This window comes from Streptomyces sp. NBC_00078 (assembly GCF_026343335.1).
Lineage (GTDB): Bacteria > Actinomycetota > Actinomycetes > Streptomycetales > Streptomycetaceae > Streptomyces.
This window is the reverse complement of the sequence record NZ_JAPELX010000001.1, coordinates 935,475-951,982: the sequence shown is the minus strand read 5'-3', so window position 1 is coordinate 951,982 and position 16,508 is coordinate 935,475. Positions and strand designations below refer to the sequence as shown.

Below are 16,508 nucleotides of genomic sequence, written 5' to 3'. Positions count from 1 at the left end.
CCATGCACCAAGCTCTGATCGTCGCCCGAATGGCTCCGGGATCGGCACCCGACATCGCCAAGGTGTTCGCGGAGTCCGACCGGGGAGAGCTGCCGCACCTCGTCGGGGTGGTCCGTCGCAGCCTCTTCCAGTTCGGCGATGTGTACATGCACCTCATCGAGTCCGAGCGCGAGCCCGGTCCCGCCATCGCCAAGGTCACGCAGCATCCCGACTTCCGGGACGTCAGCGAGCGGCTCACCGCGTACGTCAGCGCGTACGACCCCGAGACCTGGCGTTCCCCGAAGGACGCCATGGCGCAGCGCTTCTACCTCTGGGAGCGCGACCCGGCCGGCTGAGCCTGCCGGACATCACCGGTGGCCGGGCCCGCGACGCTGCGGGACCCGGCCGCCGGTGGTCTGTGCGGATGCGGTCCGGTCACTGAGGGACGTGACAGTCGAACGCGTGCAGGTAGGGGTTCACCGGCCGGATGTCGTCGATGACCAGGCCCGCCTCGGTCAGCCGGGCCACCATGCTCTCGGTGGTGTGCTTCGCCCCGCCCACGTTCAGGAGCAGCAGCAGGTCCATCCCGGTGCTGAACCGCATCGAGGGCGTGTCGTCGACGAGGTTTTCGATGACCACGACCCGGGCCCCCGGCCCGCCCGCCTCGCGCACGTTGCGCAGCGTCCGGGCCGTGCTCTCGTCGTCCCACTCCAGGATGTTCTTGATGACGTACACGTCGGCCTCGACCGGGACGGCCACCCGGACGTCGCCGGGCACGATGCGCGCGCGGTCCGCGAGGTCGCCTCCCGCACGCAGCCTCGGCAGCGCGTTCTCCACGACCCGGGGCAGGTCGAGCAGAGTGCCGTGCATCGAGGGGTACTTGTCGAGCAGGCTCGCCACCACGTGCCCCTGGCCGCCGCCGAGGTCGGCCACCGACGAACTCCCCGACAGATCCAGGAACTCGGCGACGTCCCGGGCGGACTGCACACTGGAGGTCGTCATGGCCCGGTTGAAGACGTCGGCCGATTCCGGCGCGTCCTCGTTGAGGTAGGGGAAGAACTCCTTGCCGTACAGGTCCTCGACGACGTTGCGACCGGTGCGCACCGCCTCGTCGAGCCTCGGCCAGGCGTCCCAGGTCCATGGCTCGGTGCACCACAGCGCGATGGCCCGCAGGCTGTTCGGGTCGTCCTCGCGCAGCAGCCTGGAGACCTCGGTGTGCTCGAAGGTGCCGTCCGGCAGTTCGGCGAAGATGTCGTAGCAGGACAGGGTGTGCAGCAGCCGGCGCAGCGGCCGGGGCTCGGCCTTCACGGCGGCGGCGAGGTCCTCCACGGTCATGGGGCTGTCGCCGAGGGCGTCGGGGACTCCGAGCCGGGCGGCGGCCCGGAGGGCGGCGGCACATGCCGCCGCGAACGCGAGTTCCCTCAGCCGCATGGACGGCGGTGGGGCGGTCTGTACGGTCGTCATGTGCCGCTTCCTTCCTCTTCGGTTCATCGGGTTTGCCGGGGTCGAGTGGTCAGCACAGTCCCGCGGGCTTGGACGCGCGGCAGTGGTTGTCCTGGAAGGTGTTGCCCACTCCCTTGTCCGTGTTGACGATGTCCGCCGGGGAGTTGCCCCCGAGGACGTTGCCGCTGACGCGGTTGCGGTCACTGGTGACGCCCACGAAGCTCTTGAACAGGACGATGCCGCCGGACAGCGGGGACGCGCCGGCGTTGTCCCGGACCACGTTCCCCGTCACCGTGTTGTCCTCGGCGCCGGTCACGACGATGCCGGAGCCCTGGAGCGCGTCCAGCCGGTCCGTCTTCGGGCACGACTTGTTGTTGCGTACGACGAAGTTGTCGCGCACGGTCACGGCGCCGGCCTTCGGCTTGTTCTCGTCCCCTACGACGAACACGCCCGCGCAGTTGCCCGTGATGCGGTTCTGCGCGACGGTGAGGTTCCGCAGCCGCCGGAGCGTGACTCCGATGCGGTTGCCCTCCAGCCGGTTGTGCTCGATCACCGTGCCCTGGGTGTCGTCGGCGCCGGCCTCCTCCTTGATGGTGTTGGCGAGGAACAGACCCGCGTCGCCGTTGTCCTGGGCGGTGTTGTTCTGGAACACACCACGGACCGAGCGCTCCTGGGCGATGCCCCACACACCGTTCTTCACCGCGGTCACGTTCCGCACCGTCATCCCGTCGGTCGCCATGCCGAACACCCCGGCCCGGGTGAAGCCGGTGACGGTCAGCGAGGCGACGGTGACGCCCTTGACGTTGCGGTCCTTCGTACCCAGCACACAGATGCCGTTGCCGGCCTCGGAGCAGCTGTCCGCGGCCTTCTTGGTGCTCGGCGCGATCACCGTGCCGCGCCCCATGCCCCGCAGGGTCAGTCCGGGCGTGGTCACCTTGACGCTCTCGTGGAACGTGCCGGGGGCCAGCAGCACGGTGTCACCGGACCGGGCGGCGTCCACCGCCTTCTGGATCGACTCGCCGGGCCAGACCACATGGGTCGCACGATGCTCGGCGGCCGGCGGAGCGGCACCGATTCCCGTCCCGACGACCACAGCGGTGCACATCAGGTACGCGCGGTATTTCTTCATATCGCGAACGTTATGACCCGATATGCCACTCAGTGGCAGGATGGGCCATCCGGCGGCGTGTCACCGTCCGGGTGATTGTTAGCCTTTGGTGTGAACGCCGCCGTCTCCTTCCCGCTCGGTGCCGCGACCACGCTCGCGGAACTCGCCCACGATCCACATCCGCGACTGGCGCTGCTGCGTGCACACGAGCCCGTGTCCTGGCTGCCCGAGCTGGGCGGCTGGCTGGTGACCCGTCGCGACCTCGCGCTGAGCGCGATGCGGGACGCCGAGACCTTCACCGTCGACGACCCCCGGTTCTCCACCGCCCAGGTCGTCGGGCCGAGCATGCTCTCGCTGGACGGCGAGCGGCACACCCGCCACCGCGAACCCTTCAACGCCCCTTTCCGCCCCCGGCAGGTGCGGGACGGCTTCGCCACGTTCATCGAGCGGGAGACCGACCGGCTCGTCACCGCGCTGGAACCGGCGGGTGCCGCCGAGCTGAGGCGCGTCTTCGCCGGACCGCTCGCGGTCGCCGTCGTGACCGAGGCGCTCGGACTGGTGGGCACCAGCGCGGACACGGTCCTGACCTGGTACGACTCCATCGTCCGGTCGGTCTCGGACATCACCGCCGGGCACGAGGCGGGGCCCGCCGGTGCCGCGGCGTACGCGCAGCTGCGTGCCGCGGTGGAGGGCACCGTCGCCGACCGGGGCAGCGGTTCGCTGCTCCTCTCCGCGGCCGGGCGGCTGACGCTGCCCGAAGTGGCGTCCAACGCCGCGGTCATGATGTTCGGCGGCATCGAGACCACCGAGGCGATGATCACCAACGCGCTGCTGCAGCTGCTGGCGAACCCCGGCCAACTCGTCCTGGTCCGCGCCGACTTCGACCTCCTGGACGGCGCGATCGAGGAGTCCCTGCGCCTCGAACCCGGCGCCGTGGTGGTCGACCGATACGCCACCCGGGACATCGAACTGGGCCCCGCCTCGATCCGCCGCGGTGACCCGGTCACCGTCTCCCTCGCGGGCGCCAACCGAGACCCGGCCGTCTTCCCCGACCCCGACCGTTTCGACGTGCGCCGCGCCAACGCCCGCCTCCAACTGGCCTTCGCGCACGGCCCGCACCACTGCATCGCCGCACACCTGGCCCGCCTGGAGACCCGCATCGCCCTTCAGCGTCTGCTCGAACGCCTCCCCGCTCTGCGTCTCGACCCGGACCACCCCACGACTCCGCACGGCCTGGTCTTCCGCAAGCCCTCCACCCTGAACGTGCTGTGGGACAGGCCCGCCTGAGGGCCGGCCGCGGTCAGCGAGGTGGCCTGGCGGCCCACCCGTCCTCGTCCGGTGCGAGGCAGCGCTCGTCCTGCGGTCCGAGGACGGCCACCGGCTCGCCGACGCCCCCGACGTCGGCGATGGGGGAGGGCGGCACGGTCACGCGGATCTCCTGATGCCGGCATTGTGGCAATGGTCGTCCGCGGCGCCGATCAGGAGCAACCGCCCAGTAGATCCGGCGAGTTGAGGCCGTCGATGACCCGGCGCAGGAAGCCTGCCGCCGTGCCGCCGTCGCATACGCGGTGGTCGAAGGTCAGGGACACGTTGACGACCTTGCGGACCTCGACGCGGCCGTCCGTCACCCAGGGGCGGTCGGTGATGCGGCCCAGCCCGATCATGGCCGCCTGGGGGTGGTTGAGGATCGGGGTGGCGCCGTCGACGTCGAAGCCGCCGTAGTTGTTCAGGGTGAACGTGCCGCCGGTGAGGTGCTCGGCGGGGAGCGAGCCGCGGCGGGCGAGGCCGGTCAGGCGCCGTAGCTCGGCGGCGAGGCCGTCGAGTGGGAGACGGCCGGCGTCGCGGACCACGGGGACGACCAGGCCGTGGTCGGTCTGCGCGGCGAAACCGAGATGCACCTCCGGCAGCCGCACGATTTCCTGGCGGCCGGTGTCCACGCGGGAGTTGAGCGCCGGGAACGCGGCGAGAGCGTCGAGGCAGGCCCGGGCCATCAGCGGCAGCAGGCCTGTTCCGTGGGTGGTGCGCGCGGCGAGCAGGCGGTCGGCCTCGGTGTCCGCCCAGATGGTCACGGCAGGTGTGTCACGGTGCCCGCGGGAGAACTTCTCGGCCGCCGGACCCAGCGGGACGCGGGCGGCAGACCCTTGCGGAGGGACCTGAGCGGCCGGTGCGGCGGCGTCTTCGGGCAGCGAGGCCGTGGTCGCCGGCCGCGGCGAGTGGTGACGTCCCGGCCGGGAGGACGTGCCGTAGCCGGTCAGGACGGCGCCCGAGCCGGCCGCCTCCTCCACGGTGAGCAGCGGCGCCCCCACCCGGACGACCTCACCGGCCGGGCAGTGCAGGGCCGTCACCGTCCCGGCGAACGGGCTCGGCAGCGTCACCACGGACTTGGCCGTCTCGACCTCAGCGACGACCTGATCGTGCTCGACGGGATCGCCCACGGCGACCATCCACTCCAGCACCTCCGCCTCGGCCAGCCCTTCCCCCAGGTCGGGAAGGAGGAACGTCTTCCCGGGTGCGGTGGCGCCGGAGAGGGGCACGGAGCCGCGAACTCCGCGTCCGAGGGCGGGCAGCAGACGGTGGAGGCCGTCGAGCACCCGTCGTAGCCCCGGCAGATGGGCGTCCTCCAGCAACGGCGGCGGATACGGGATGTCGAACCCCGTGACCCGCAGCACCGGAGCGCGCAGCGCGTCGAAGCACCGCTCCTGCACCCGCGCCGCGATCTCGGCGCCCACCCCGGCGAAGCCCTGCGCCTCGTGCACCACCAGGCACCGGCCGGTCCTGCGCACCGACGCGTCCAGCGCACGGTCGTCGAGAGGGACGAGGGTGCGCAGGTCCAGCACCTCGACGTCCAGGCCTTCCGCGGCGGCCAGTTGAGCCGCTTCGAGCGCTACGGCGACCGAGGGGCCGTACGCCACGAGTGTGGCGTCGGTCCCGGCGCGGCGCACCGCCGCGGTGCCGAACGGCTCGGTGCGGAGCGGAAGTTCGAGCGGCTCCTTGGTCCAGTAGCGGCGCTTCGGCTCCAGGAAGATCACCGGGTCCGGGTCGTCGATCGCCTCGCGCAGCAGGGAGTACGCGTCCGCCGCCGTAGCCGGTGTCACGACCTTCAGGCCGGCCGTGTGCGCGTAGTACGCCTCGCTGGAGTCGCTGTGGTGCTCCACACCGCCGATTCCGCCGCCGTAAGGGATCCGCACGACCATCGGGAGGGTGAGGGCGCCGCGGGTGCGGTTGCGCATCTTGGCCACGTGGGAGGCGATCTGCTCGAACGCCGGGTAGGCGAAGGCGTCGAACTGCATCTCCACCACCGGCCGCCAGCCTGCCATCGCCATGCCGACCGAGAGGCCCGCGATGCCGGCCTCGCTGACCGGTGTGTCGAAGCAGCGCCGGTCGCCGAAGGCCTCCCTCAGCCCGTCGGTGACCCGGAAGACGCCGCCGAGGCGGCCGACGTCCTCGCCGAGGACCACGACGCGTTCGTCCGCGCCGAGCGCGTCCCGCAAGGCGGCGTTGAGTGCCTGGGCCATCCCCGTGTCGACCGCGGTCATGTCAGCGTTCCTCCAACTCGGCCCGCAGGCGAGCTTGTTGATCGGTGAGGTGTGGGGGCAGGGAGCCGAAGACGTCGTCGAAGAGGGCCGACGGGTCCAACTCCGGGTCCGCGGCGAGCCGTTCGCGCACATCGGCGGCATACGCCTCCGCCTCGGCGGCCACGGCCTTCACATCGGCGTCGGTGAGCAGGCCCCGCTCGCGCAGCGCGGACTCCAGACGGGCGATCGGGTCGCGCTCCCGCCAGCGGTCGGCCTCCGCGGTGGTGCGGTACCGGGAGGGATCGTCGGCGCTGGTGTGCGGGCCGAGCCGGTAGGTGTGCGCCTCGACGAGCCACGGCCCGCCGCCCGCCCGGGCGTCCTCGACGGCCGTGCCCAGCACGGCGAGTACGGCCGCGGCGTCGTTGCCGTCCACCTGCTCGGAGCGGATCCCGTAACCGATCCCCTTGTACGCCAGGCTCGGTGCGGCGCACTGCTCGGACAGCGGGACCGAGATGGCGTACCCGTTGTTCTGCACCAGGAACACCACCGGCGCCTTCAGCACGCCCGCCAGATTGAGGGCCTCGTGGAAGTCGCCCTCGCTGGTCGCGCCGTCGCCCACGAGCGCGAGGGCGACCGTGTCCGTGCCCTTGAGCCGCTCGCCGTGGGCCAGTCCCGCGGCGTGAGCGGCGTGGGTGGCCAGCGGGGTGCACTGCGGTGCCGTGCGGTGCCGCACCGGGTCGTAGCCGCAGTGTGCGTCACCGCGCAGCAGCGTCAGCGCCTCGACGGGGTCGATCCCGCGGCTGACCAGCGCGACGCAGTCCCGGTAGGTGGGAAACAGCCAGTCCGTGGCGCGCAGCGCGAGCGCGGCACCCACCTGGCAGGCCTCCTGGCCGAGGCTGGAGGGGTGGACCGCAAGCCTGCCCTGCCGGGCCAGCGCGGTCGCCTGCTCGTCGAAGCGGCGCCCCACGACCATCTTCCGGTACGCCGTCAGCAGCGCCTCGGCCGACGGCTCGGGGTAGGTCCGCTCCCGCGAGCCATGCGTGGTGTCGGATTCCCGCACATCGCCATTCGGTGACAGAAGGGAAAACGGAACCTGGGACGGAAGCCAGGCCGAAGGATCTGCCCAATTCTCCGCCGTCGTATGCATCGGCGTATCGCCCATGTTCCCGCCACCTCTTTCGTCATGGCTTGTGCGCCTCGGATGCTCCCTGGGCCGAGCGCTTTCTCAACTGCCGGACGGATACGCCCAAGTGAATCGGAACTGAACAGTCCGCAGGTGGGGGACTCGGTGGCAGCGCCCTGACAGTAAGCGCTTCCCTCGCGTCAACTGCACGTCAGCCAAAGGTAACCCGCAAGTCGCCCGCTCTTCCCGAAGCACTGGTTCCAATTGATCAGCGAACGCAGCACTGCGGAAGGCAAGCAAAAAATGTCCGGAGCACGCCCGGGAACACGTCATTACACAGTCGTCTGTTCCTCATGCGGAAGCCGATACGAGGACGATGGCCTCCTCCTCGACTGCGCCCGTCCCCACGAACCGGCATTCCTGCGCACCGACTACAACGGAACCGGAACCGGAACCCGGACCGGTGAAAGCGCCGGCCTTTTCCGGCATGCCTCGCTGCTGCCGGTGACGCGCACCTTCCCCGACGTACCCGGTCCCGTCGTCCTCGCCGCCGAGCGGCTCGGCCGCCGTATCGGTCTCGACCGGCTGTGGATCGCCTTCAACGGGTACTGGCCGGAACGCGAGGCGCATCTGCCGACCTGCACGTTCAAGGACCTCGAGGCCTACACGGTGCTGGGCCGGCTGCCCGCCGAGCCGCCCGTGCTCGTGATTCCCTCGGCGGGCAACACCGCCGCCGCCTTCGCCTGGGCGGCCACCCGTCACCAGGTGCCCTGTCTGCTGGTCGTCCCCGCCCCGGCCCTGGAGCGGATGCGCTTCCCCGCCCCGCTCGACCCCCGCGTCCGGATCGTCGTCCTCGACGGCACCGCCACCTACAGCGACGCCATCGCCTGCGCCGACCTGCTTTCCGCGTTCCCCGGCCACCATGCCGAGGGCGGCTCGCGCAATGTCGGCCGCCGGGACGGCCTGGGCACCGTCATGCTGGCCGCCGCCGACGCCCTCGGACGGCTGCCGGAGACCTATGTGCAGGCCGTCGGCAGTGGCACCGGAGCCATCGGCGCCCACGAGGCGGCACGCCGGCTGCGGACGGAGGGCGAGGCGCTGCCCCGACTGCTGATGTGCCAGAACGCGCCCTTCGCGCCGCTGTACGACGCCTGGCGATGTACCGGCGCGGCACCGGCCGGCCCTGCCCCCCATGCCGACCGCGACCGTGACCGTGAGCACGAACCGCTGGCCCGCGAACTGACCAACAGGCGGCCGCCGTTCACCGTCCGCGGCGGAGTCCGCGACGTGCTCACCGAGAGCGGCGGCGACGTGCTGTGCACCGACAACGTTGCCGCGCTCGACGCCATGGCCCTCTTCGAGGAGGTCGAGGGCATCGACATCGAGCCGGGCGCCGGTGTGGCCCTTGCCGCCCTGGCCGAGGCGGCACGGGCCGGCCGCGTACGCCGCGACGAGCTCGTACTCCTCAACATCACCGGCGGCGGCCGGGCCCGCCAGGCCCGCGACCTGCCGCTGATACCCGCCGAGCCCTGGCTGCGCGTGCCGTGGCCCGGACGCGACGAGGGCCCGCGGGCCGTCGCCGAACTCGTGGCACGGCAGCTGACCGGCCTCGCGGCGGTCACGGAGGCTGCCCGATGACCCTTCCCCACGCCCTGGACGTGTCCGCCGCCCAGCGCTCGATGTGGTTCGGGCAGCGGCTCGACCCCGCCGGGCCCGCCTACAACGTGGGCGAGTACACCGAGATCCACGGCCCCGTCGATCCCGTCCGCTTCCGGGCGGCCCTCCAGCAGGTGGTGGCGGCCACCGAGACGCTGCGGGTCCGCTTCACGGCCGACGACGACACCGTCCGCCAGCTTGTCGACGGCGACCCCGCCTGGGACCTGCCCGTCGTCGACCTCACGGGCGAGGCCGACCCGAGGTCTGCCGCGGAGGCCTGGACGGCAGCCGACTTCGCCACACCGTTCGACCTCGAACGGTCGCCGCTCTTCCGGTACGCGCTGCTGAAGCTCGCTGACGCGCACTGGATCTGGTACCAGCGCTACCACCACATCGCCGTCGACGGCTACAGCTGCTCCCTCGTCGCGAGCCGGGTCGCCGACGCCTACAGCGCCCTCGTGACGGGCGCAGCGCGCACCCCGCCGCCGGCCCCCCTCGCCCCGCTGATCGCCGCGGACGAGGCCTACCGTGCCGGCGAACGGCAGATGTCGGACCGGGAGTACTGGGCGGGCCTGCTCGCCGACCGCCCCGAGCCGGTGAGCCTGTCCGCCCGCCCGCCGCACGTCGCCGGGCGGTTCGTCCGCCGTACGGGTCATCTCCCGCACGCCGCAGGGGACTTGGTGCACGCGGCCGCCGAGCAGGCCGGCACCCGCTGGTCGCGCGTCCTGCTCGCGGCGACCGCCGCCTATCTGCACCGGCTCACCGGCGCCCAGGACATCGTCCTCGGCCTCGCCGTCACCGCCCGCGCGAGCGAGAGCGAACTCGCCACGCCGGGCATGGCGTCCAACGTGCTTCCGCTGCGGCTGTCCGTACGGCCCGACACCACCGCAGGCGACCTCGTACGGCGGACGGCGTCCGCCACCCGCGACCTGCTGGCCCACCAGCGCTTCCGCGGCGAGGACCTGCGCCGGGAGCTGGACGGGCCGCAGGGCGGGCCGCGCTTCTTCGGCCCCGTGGTCAACATCATGGCGTTCGGGCCGGAGCTGCGGTTCGCCGGGCATGCGACCACCCGCCACAACCTGTCCACCGGGCCCGTCGAGGACCTCGCCGTCAATGTGTACGACCGTGCCGACAGCCACGGCATCCGTGTCGACCTCGACGCCGGCCCCGACCACTACACGGACACCGAACTCGCCGCCCACCACCGGCGTTTCGCGCGTTTCGTGGAGCATTTCGCCGCAGCCGTCGTCGCCGCCGGCACCCCGGTCGGCCGGGTCGAGGTGACATCACCGCGGGAGAGCGCCGATGCCAGGCTCGCCGGCCCCGCCGCACCCACGGGCGGGACGACGACCGTCCCGGAGCTGTTCACGGCCCAGGCCGCGGCCACTCCGGACGCCGTCGCGATCCGTCACTCCGGACGCGCCGTCACCTACCGGCAGTTGAATGCCCGCGCCAACCGGCTCGCGCACCGGCTGACCACCCTCGGCATCCGTCCCGAGGACCGCGTGGCGGTCCTGATGGGCCGCTCCCACGGGCTCCTCACCGCACTGCTCGCCGTACTCAAGGCGGGCGGCGCATACGTTGGCCTCGATCCGCGCGCACCGGCCGCCCGCACCCGGCAGATCCTGGCGGAGACCGGCGCGAACGTCCTGCTGACCGACACCGTGCCCGCCGAGCCGTACGACGGCCTGGTCACCGTCAGCCCCGAGGACCCGACGCTCGCAGCCGAACCGGACACGGACCCCGCCGTGCTCCCGCACCCGGACCGACTCGCGTACGTCAGCTACACCTCCGGCTCCACCGGCACCCCCAAGGGCGTCGCCGTCACCCATCGCGACGTCACCGCCCTGGCCGCCGACTCGGCGTTCGGGGACGGCGAGCACGCGCGCGTGCTCGTGCACTCGCCGACCGCGTTCGACGCCTCGACGTACGAGATGTGGGTGCCGTTGCTGAACGGCGGCACCGCCGTGGTCGCCGGGGCGGACGAGGACGTGGACGCCGCCGCCGTCGCACGCCTGACGGAGCGTCATGGACTGACGTCCCTGTGGCTCACGGCCGGGTTGTTCCGCTTTGCCGCCGAGGAGGATCCGGGCTGCTTCGCGGGGCTTCGCCAGGTGTGGACCGGTGGGGAGGCCGTCCCCGCCGACGCCGTGCGCCGGGTGCTGGCGGCCTGCCCGGGACTGACCGTCACCGACGGCTACGGCCCGACCGAGACCACGACGTTCGCCACCTCCCGTCCCTGCGCGGCGGGTGAGCCGGTCCCCGATCCGCTGCCGATCGGCCGCCCCCTGGACGGCATGCGTGCCTACGTCCTCGACGGAGCCCTGCAGCCCCTCCCGCCGGGCACGGTGGGCGAGTTGTACATCGGCGGCCCCGGCGTGGCCCGCGGCTACCTGGGCCGCCCGGGCGCGACCGCCGAACGTTTCACCGCCGACCCGTACGGCCCGCCCGGCGCCCGCATGTACCGCACCGGTGACCACGCGCGTGTGACGGCCGACGGCGAGCTGGAGTTCCACGGCCGCGGCGACGGCCAGATCAAACTCCGCGGCTTCCGCATCGAGCCCGCCGAGATCGAGGCGCACCTCGCCGCCCACCCCGACGTCACCCAGGCGGTGGCCGCCGTACGCGAGGACCGGCCCGGCGACCGACGGCTGGTCGCGTATGCGGTGTGCGCGGCCCTGACGCCGGGGGACCGGGGGACCGGGGGTGCCACCTCGTTGTCGGACGCCTTGCGCGACCACCTCGCAGCCCTTCTGCCCGACTTCATGGTCCCCTCGGCCGTCGTGATCCTCGGCCGACTGCCCCTGACGCCCAACGGCAAGCTCGACCGGGCAGCGCTCCCCGCCCCGCCCGCCGCTGCCGCCCCGCAGACGCACACGGCCCCGCGCACCCCACACGAAGAGGTCCTGTGCGCCCTGTTCGCCGACGTGCTCGGGCTGCCCGAACTCGGCCCCCACGACGGCTTCTTCGCCCTCGGCGGTCACTCGCTGCTCGCCCTGCGTCTGCTGGGCCGCGTCCGCACCGCGCTCGGCGTCGAACTGACCCTGCGCGACGTCTTCCAGGAACCCACTCCGGCGGGGCTGGCCCGGCGGGCGGTCGCTGCCGGGACAGCGGTGCGTCCCACCAGGCGGCCCACCCCGCGCAAAGCCCCGGGCGAGGCCCCGTTGTCGTCCGCCCAGCGGCGGCTCTGGTTCCTGCACCGCCTTGAGGGACCGAGCGCGGCCTACAACATTCCCCTCGCCGTACGGCTGACCGGCACAGGTCTCGACGTGGACGCGCTGCGCGCGTCCCTCGCCGACCTCGTCGCCCGGCACGAGATCCTGCGCACCGTCTACCCGGACGCCGACGGAATTCCGTGCCAGCGACTGCTGGAACCGTCCACACCGGATCTGCGGGTCGTCGACGTCACCGAGGCCGAACTCGCCGACCGGCTGCGGCAGTTGGCGGGGGAGGGGTTCCGGCTCGACGAGGACGCCCCGTTCCGCGCCCACCTGCTGGTCCTCGGCCCCGAGGAGCACGTGCTTCTCCTCGTCGTGCACCACATCGCCGCTGACGGCTGGTCGCTGGACCCTCTCCTGCTCGACCTGGCGGCCGCCTGTCGCGCCCGGATGGAGGGACGGGAGCCCGGCTGGGATCCGCTGCCCCTCCAGTACGCCGACTACTGCGTCTGGCAGCACGACGTGCTCGGGGACGCAGCGGCGTCCGGCCGGGACCGTCGACTCGCCCACTGGCGCGAGGCGCTCGCCGGGCTGCCCGACGAACTCCCGCTCCCCGCCGACCGCCCGCGCCCCGCCCGCGCCACGCATCAGGGCGGCGACATCCCCCTGCGCCTGGACGCGGACCTGCACCGGCGGCTGCGCGCGGTGGCCGCCGAGACCGGCACGACGGTGTTCATGGCCGTGCAGGCGGGGCTCGCCGCACTGCTCACGCGCCTGGGCGCGGGCACCGACATCCCGCTCGGCACGCCCGTCGCAGGCCGCGCCGACGAGCTGCTCGACAACCTGGTCGGCTGCTTCGTCAACACCCTCGTGCTGCGCACCGACACCTCGGGCGACCCCAGCTTCCGGGAGCTGCTGAGCCGGGTCCGCGAGACCGATCTGGCGGCCTACGCCCACCAGGAGCTGCCGTTCGAGCACCTGGTGGAGGCGCTCAACCCGCCCCGCTCGCCGGCCCGGCACCCGCTCTTCCAGGTGATGCTCGCCTTCCGCCCGACCGCCGGACCCCGCCTCGACCTGCCCGGACTGCACGCCCGCACACTGCCCGTGGAGACCGGAGCCACCAAGATCGACCTGACGTTCAACCTGGCGGAGCAGCGCACCCCCGACGGCTCCCCGGACGGCATCGAGGGCATCCTCCAGTACAGCGCCGACCTCTTCGACCGGCGTACAGCCGTGGAACTGGCCGCCCGTCTGGAACGCCTGCTGCGGGCCGCAACCGGTGAACTGGACCGCTCCATCGGTGCCCTCGACATCCTCGGGGACGGTGAACGCCACCGCCTGCTGACCGAGTTCAACGACACGGCACGGGACGTACCCGACACCACCTTCCCCCGGCTCTTCGAGGCACGCGCCGCCGACGCGCCGGACGCCGTCGCGGTCGAGGACGGCAGGAATCGTCTGACGTACCGTCAACTCGATTTCAGGGCAGAGCGGTTGGCCCGCGTCCTTGCCTTGTACGGCGCCGGACCGGGACGGATCGTCGCGTTCTCGCTGCCCCGCTCCGTCGATCTCGCGGTCGCCGTCCTCGCAGTCCTCAAGGCGGGCGCCGCGTATCTGCCGCTGGACCCGGAGCACCCGGCGGAGCGCACCGCCCATCTGCTCGCGGACGCGGATCCCGTGTGTCTGATCGCCAGGGACCGGCTCTTCGCCGACCGTCCCACGGGCTGTCCTGTCGTGGATCCCGACACGAGCCCGGACGACCCGGGCAGGCCCCTCCCCGAGGCCCGGCCCGCCGACCCCGCCTACCTGATCTACACCTCCGGCACCACCGGCCGCCCGAAGGGCGTCGTCGTCGAGCACCGCAACCTCACCACCTATGTGGCCCGCTGCGTCGAGGCGTACCCGAGCCTGCGCGGCACCTCGCTGCTGCACGCCACGATGTCGTTCGACGCCACCGTGACCACCCTGCACGGGGCGCTCGCGGCAGGCGGCCGGGTGCACATCGCCGGCTTCCACGACGCGGGCGCGGCACCGGCGAACGGCGGCTACACCTTCCTCAAGGCGACACCCAGCCACCTCCCCCTGCTGCCCGCGCTGCCCCACGACCTGTCGCCGGCCGAGGAGTTCATGCTCGGCGGCGAGGCGCTGGTCGGCGAGGCACTGCGCCGGTGGCGCCGGGACCACCCCGACGTACGCCTGATCAACCACTACGGCCCGACCGAACTCACCGTCGGCTGCACCGACCACCGCATCGAGCCCGGCGACGACCTGCCGACCGGGCCGGTACCCATCGGCCGCCCCATGTGGAACACCCGGGCGTATGTGCTCGACACCCGCCTGAACCCCGTACCGGCGGGCGTCGAGGGCGAGCTGTACGTCTGCGGCGACCAGGTGGCCCGCGGCTACTGGAGGCGCCCCGGCCTGACCGCCGAGCGGTTCGTCGCCGACCCGTTCGGGCCGCCCGGCGGGCGCATGTACCGGACCGGCGACCTGGCCGTGTGGCGGACCGACGGCGCCCTGGAGCTGCGGGGGCGGGCCGACGGCCAGCTCAAGATCCGCGGCCTGCGGATCGAGCCCGGCGAGGTCGAGGGCGTGCTCACATCCCACACCGGCGTCGCCCAGGCCGCGGTGGTGGTGCGCGAGGACGGGACCGGGGTACGGCGCCTGATCGGATACGTCGTCGCGGTCGCGGAGGCAGACTTCCCCGCCCTCCTGGCGCACGCCGCCCGGCAGTTGCCCGCCCACTTGGTTCCCGAGGCGCTCGTGGCGCTCGACGCACTGCCGATGACGCCCAACGGCAAGCTGGACCGCGCCGCCCTGCCCGCACCGGCCACCATCCGTGAGACGACGGGCCGGGAGCCGCGCACTCCCCAGGAGGAGGCCCTCAGGGACCTGTTCGCCGAGGTCCTCGGGGTCCCCTCCGAGCGCGTTGGCGCCGACGACGGCTTCTTCGACCTGGGCGGCGACAGCATCACCTCCATCCACTTGGTGAGCCGTGCGCTCGCCGCAGGTCTGCGGCTGACCCCGCGTGACGTGTTCGAGCAGCGTACGGTCGCCGGTCTCGCCGCCACCGCGGCAGCGCGGCCGGCCACCGGACCCGGCCCGGAACAGGACGCGCCGACCGGCACCCTGCCTCTCACCCCGGCCATGCACCGGCTGCTCGAACGCGGCGGCCCCATCAGGGCGTTCAGCCAGTCCGTCCTGCTCGTCACCCCCGCGGGCGCGGACGAGAAGCGGCTGACGGCCGCGCTGCAGGCCCTGCTCGACCATCACGACGTACTGCGGCTGCGGCTGGCGCCCGACGGCCGGTCGGCGGAGATTCCGCACCCAGGGAGCATCGACGCGGCCACCGTGCTGGAACGCGTCAGCGAACCGGCCGACTTCGCCGACGTGCTGGACAGATCTGCTTCCCTGCTCAGCCCGCAGAAGGGCGAGTTGGTACGGATGGTGTGGTGCGATGCCGGCCCGGACCGGCCCGGACGGCTGCTGCTGACCGTTCACCACCTGGCCGTGGACGGTGTGTCCTGGCGCATCCTGTGCTCGGACCTGGCTGCGGCCTGGCGCTCGGAGGAACTGCCCGAGCCGGGGACCTCCTTCCGGCACTGGGCCCGCCTGCTGGAACGGGAGGCCCGCAGTGCGGCGCGGGCAGCCGAACTGGGCCTATGGCGCGCCATGTCCGAGGCTCCGGCCCCGCTGCTGGGTGCCCGCCGCCCCGATCCGCGGCAGGACGTCGTCGGCGGGATGCGCCACCTCACCCGGCAACTCGCGGCCGACGTCACCGCCGAACTGCTCACCACCGTGCCCGCGGCCTTCCACGCGGGACCCGACGACGTCCTGATCGCCGCGCTGGCCGCCGCGTTCGTCCGTTGGCGGAGTACCAGGGACGGTCACCCGGCCCTGCTGCTGGACATCGAGCGGCACGGCCGGGAGGACCTCGCCGACGGCGTCGACCTGTCCCGGACGGTCGGCTGGTTCACCAGCATCGTGCCCGCACGGCTCGACCTGGCCGGAGTCGACCCCGCAGAGCCGGCCCAGGTCCTGAAGACCGTGAAGGAGCAGCTGCGGTCCGTTCCCGACCACGGCATCGGATACGGCCTCCTCCGTCACCTCGACCCGGAGAACGGGCCGCTCCTCGCGGACCTGCCGGCGGCGGAAATCGGCTTCAACTACCTGGGCCGGGCGGCCCGTTCGGATCACGGCGACTTCGCCCCGGCGCCGGAGACCCTGCGCAACCTGGGTGCCGTGCACGACCCCGCCACACCCGTGGCCCACGGTCTGGAGATCACCGCCATGACCACCGGGGACGGCCGGCTCGACATCACCTGGTCCTGGGCCCCCGGCATCTGGTCCGAGACCGACGTGCACGCCCTGGCCGACGCATGGCTGACGGAGCTGGCCGCGCAGGCCGAAGGCGGCACCGGCGCGGCGGGCGGGCACACCCCGTCCGACCTGCCCCTGGTGTCCCTGTCCCAAGCAGAGATCGACGAACTCGAAGCCGAGTTCGGCAATGAGTGGAGGTAACCCAC

At 72.8% G+C, this 16,508-nt stretch carries 9 protein-coding genes; 4 read left to right on the top strand and 5 right to left on the bottom strand.

Annotation, left to right across the window (positions count from 1 at the left end):
* Window positions 1-2 precede the first annotated feature (2 nt).
* Entirely contained in the window at window positions 3-335 is a 333-nt protein-coding gene (locus OOK07_RS04380; protein ID WP_266526799.1) for a TcmI family type II polyketide cyclase, read from the top strand.
* 79 nt (window positions 336-414) lie between these two features.
* On the opposite strand, the gene OOK07_RS04375 is transcribed toward OOK07_RS04380, so the two are convergent.
* The gene (locus OOK07_RS04375) at window positions 415-1,443 is read right to left on the bottom strand and encodes a methyltransferase (RefSeq protein WP_266677097.1); all 1,029 of its coding nucleotides are present in this window, start codon (window positions 1,441-1,443) and stop codon (window positions 415-417) included.
* Between the two features lie 49 nt (window positions 1,444-1,492).
* On the bottom strand, window positions 1,493-2,551 hold the full coding sequence (locus OOK07_RS04370) for a right-handed parallel beta-helix repeat-containing protein (RefSeq protein WP_266795080.1): 1,059 nt from the start codon (window positions 2,549-2,551) through the stop codon (window positions 1,493-1,495).
* A 90-nt stretch (window positions 2,552-2,641) separates the two neighbouring features.
* Between OOK07_RS04370 and OOK07_RS04365 the strand changes: the two genes are divergently transcribed.
* Window positions 2,642-3,817, top strand: a complete 1,176-nt coding sequence (locus tag OOK07_RS04365; RefSeq protein WP_266795078.1) for a cytochrome P450 — start codon at window positions 2,642-2,644, stop codon at window positions 3,815-3,817.
* A 13-nt stretch (window positions 3,818-3,830) separates the two neighbouring features.
* Here the strand turns inward: OOK07_RS04365 and OOK07_RS04360 are convergent, their stop codons facing one another.
* From OOK07_RS04360 to pdhA, 3 genes are read right to left on the bottom strand one after another with little or no spacing between them, the layout of a single operon-like run.
* Complete coding sequence (locus tag OOK07_RS04360; RefSeq protein ID WP_266677091.1) at window positions 3,831-3,959, bottom strand: hypothetical protein; 129 nt, start codon at window positions 3,957-3,959, stop codon at window positions 3,831-3,833.
* Between the two features lie 49 nt (window positions 3,960-4,008).
* Window positions 4,009-6,066: a 2-oxo acid dehydrogenase subunit E2 gene (locus OOK07_RS43610; RefSeq protein WP_406311232.1), complete on the bottom strand. Its 2,058-nt coding sequence runs from the start codon at window positions 6,064-6,066 to the stop codon at window positions 4,009-4,011.
* Between the two features lies 1 nt (window position 6,067).
* Window positions 6,068-7,192: a pyruvate dehydrogenase (acetyl-transferring) E1 component subunit alpha gene (pdhA, locus tag OOK07_RS04345; RefSeq protein ID WP_266683330.1), complete on the bottom strand. Its 1,125-nt coding sequence runs from the start codon at window positions 7,190-7,192 to the stop codon at window positions 6,068-6,070.
* Between the two features lie 279 nt (window positions 7,193-7,471).
* Here pdhA and OOK07_RS04340 point away from each other — a divergent pair, with 279 nt between their 5' ends.
* Window positions 7,472-8,806: a cysteate synthase gene (locus tag OOK07_RS04340; RefSeq protein ID WP_266795075.1), complete on the top strand. Its 1,335-nt coding sequence runs from the start codon at window positions 7,472-7,474 to the stop codon at window positions 8,804-8,806.
* Complete coding sequence (locus OOK07_RS04335; protein ID WP_266795073.1) at window positions 8,803-16,503, top strand: non-ribosomal peptide synthetase; 7,701 nt, start codon at window positions 8,803-8,805, stop codon at window positions 16,501-16,503. Before OOK07_RS04340 ends, OOK07_RS04335 begins: the two co-directional genes overlap by 4 nt.
* Window positions 16,504-16,508 lie beyond the last annotated feature (5 nt).

Excerpts from the sequence above, each read along its gene's own strand:
- pdhA (WP_266683330.1), bottom strand. The coding sequence starts at position 7,192 with ATGCATACGACGGCGGAGAATTGGGCAGATCCTTCGGCCTGGCTTCCG.
- OOK07_RS04335 (WP_266795073.1), top strand. The coding sequence starts at position 8,803 with ATGACCCTTCCCCACGCCCTGGACGTGTCCGCCGCCCAGCGCTCGATG.
- OOK07_RS43610 (WP_406311232.1), bottom strand. The coding sequence starts at position 6,066 with ATGACCGCGGTCGACACGGGGATGGCCCAGGCACTCAACGCCGCCTTG.
- OOK07_RS04380 (WP_266526799.1), top strand. The coding sequence starts at position 3 with ATGCACCAAGCTCTGATCGTCGCCCGAATGGCTCCGGGATCGGCACCC.
- OOK07_RS04370 (WP_266795080.1), bottom strand. The coding sequence starts at position 2,551 with ATGAAGAAATACCGCGCGTACCTGATGTGCACCGCTGTGGTCGTCGGG.
- OOK07_RS04340 (WP_266795075.1), top strand. The coding sequence starts at position 7,472 with ATGTCCGGAGCACGCCCGGGAACACGTCATTACACAGTCGTCTGTTCC.
- OOK07_RS04375 (WP_266677097.1), bottom strand. The coding sequence starts at position 1,443 with ATGACGACCGTACAGACCGCCCCACCGCCGTCCATGCGGCTGAGGGAA.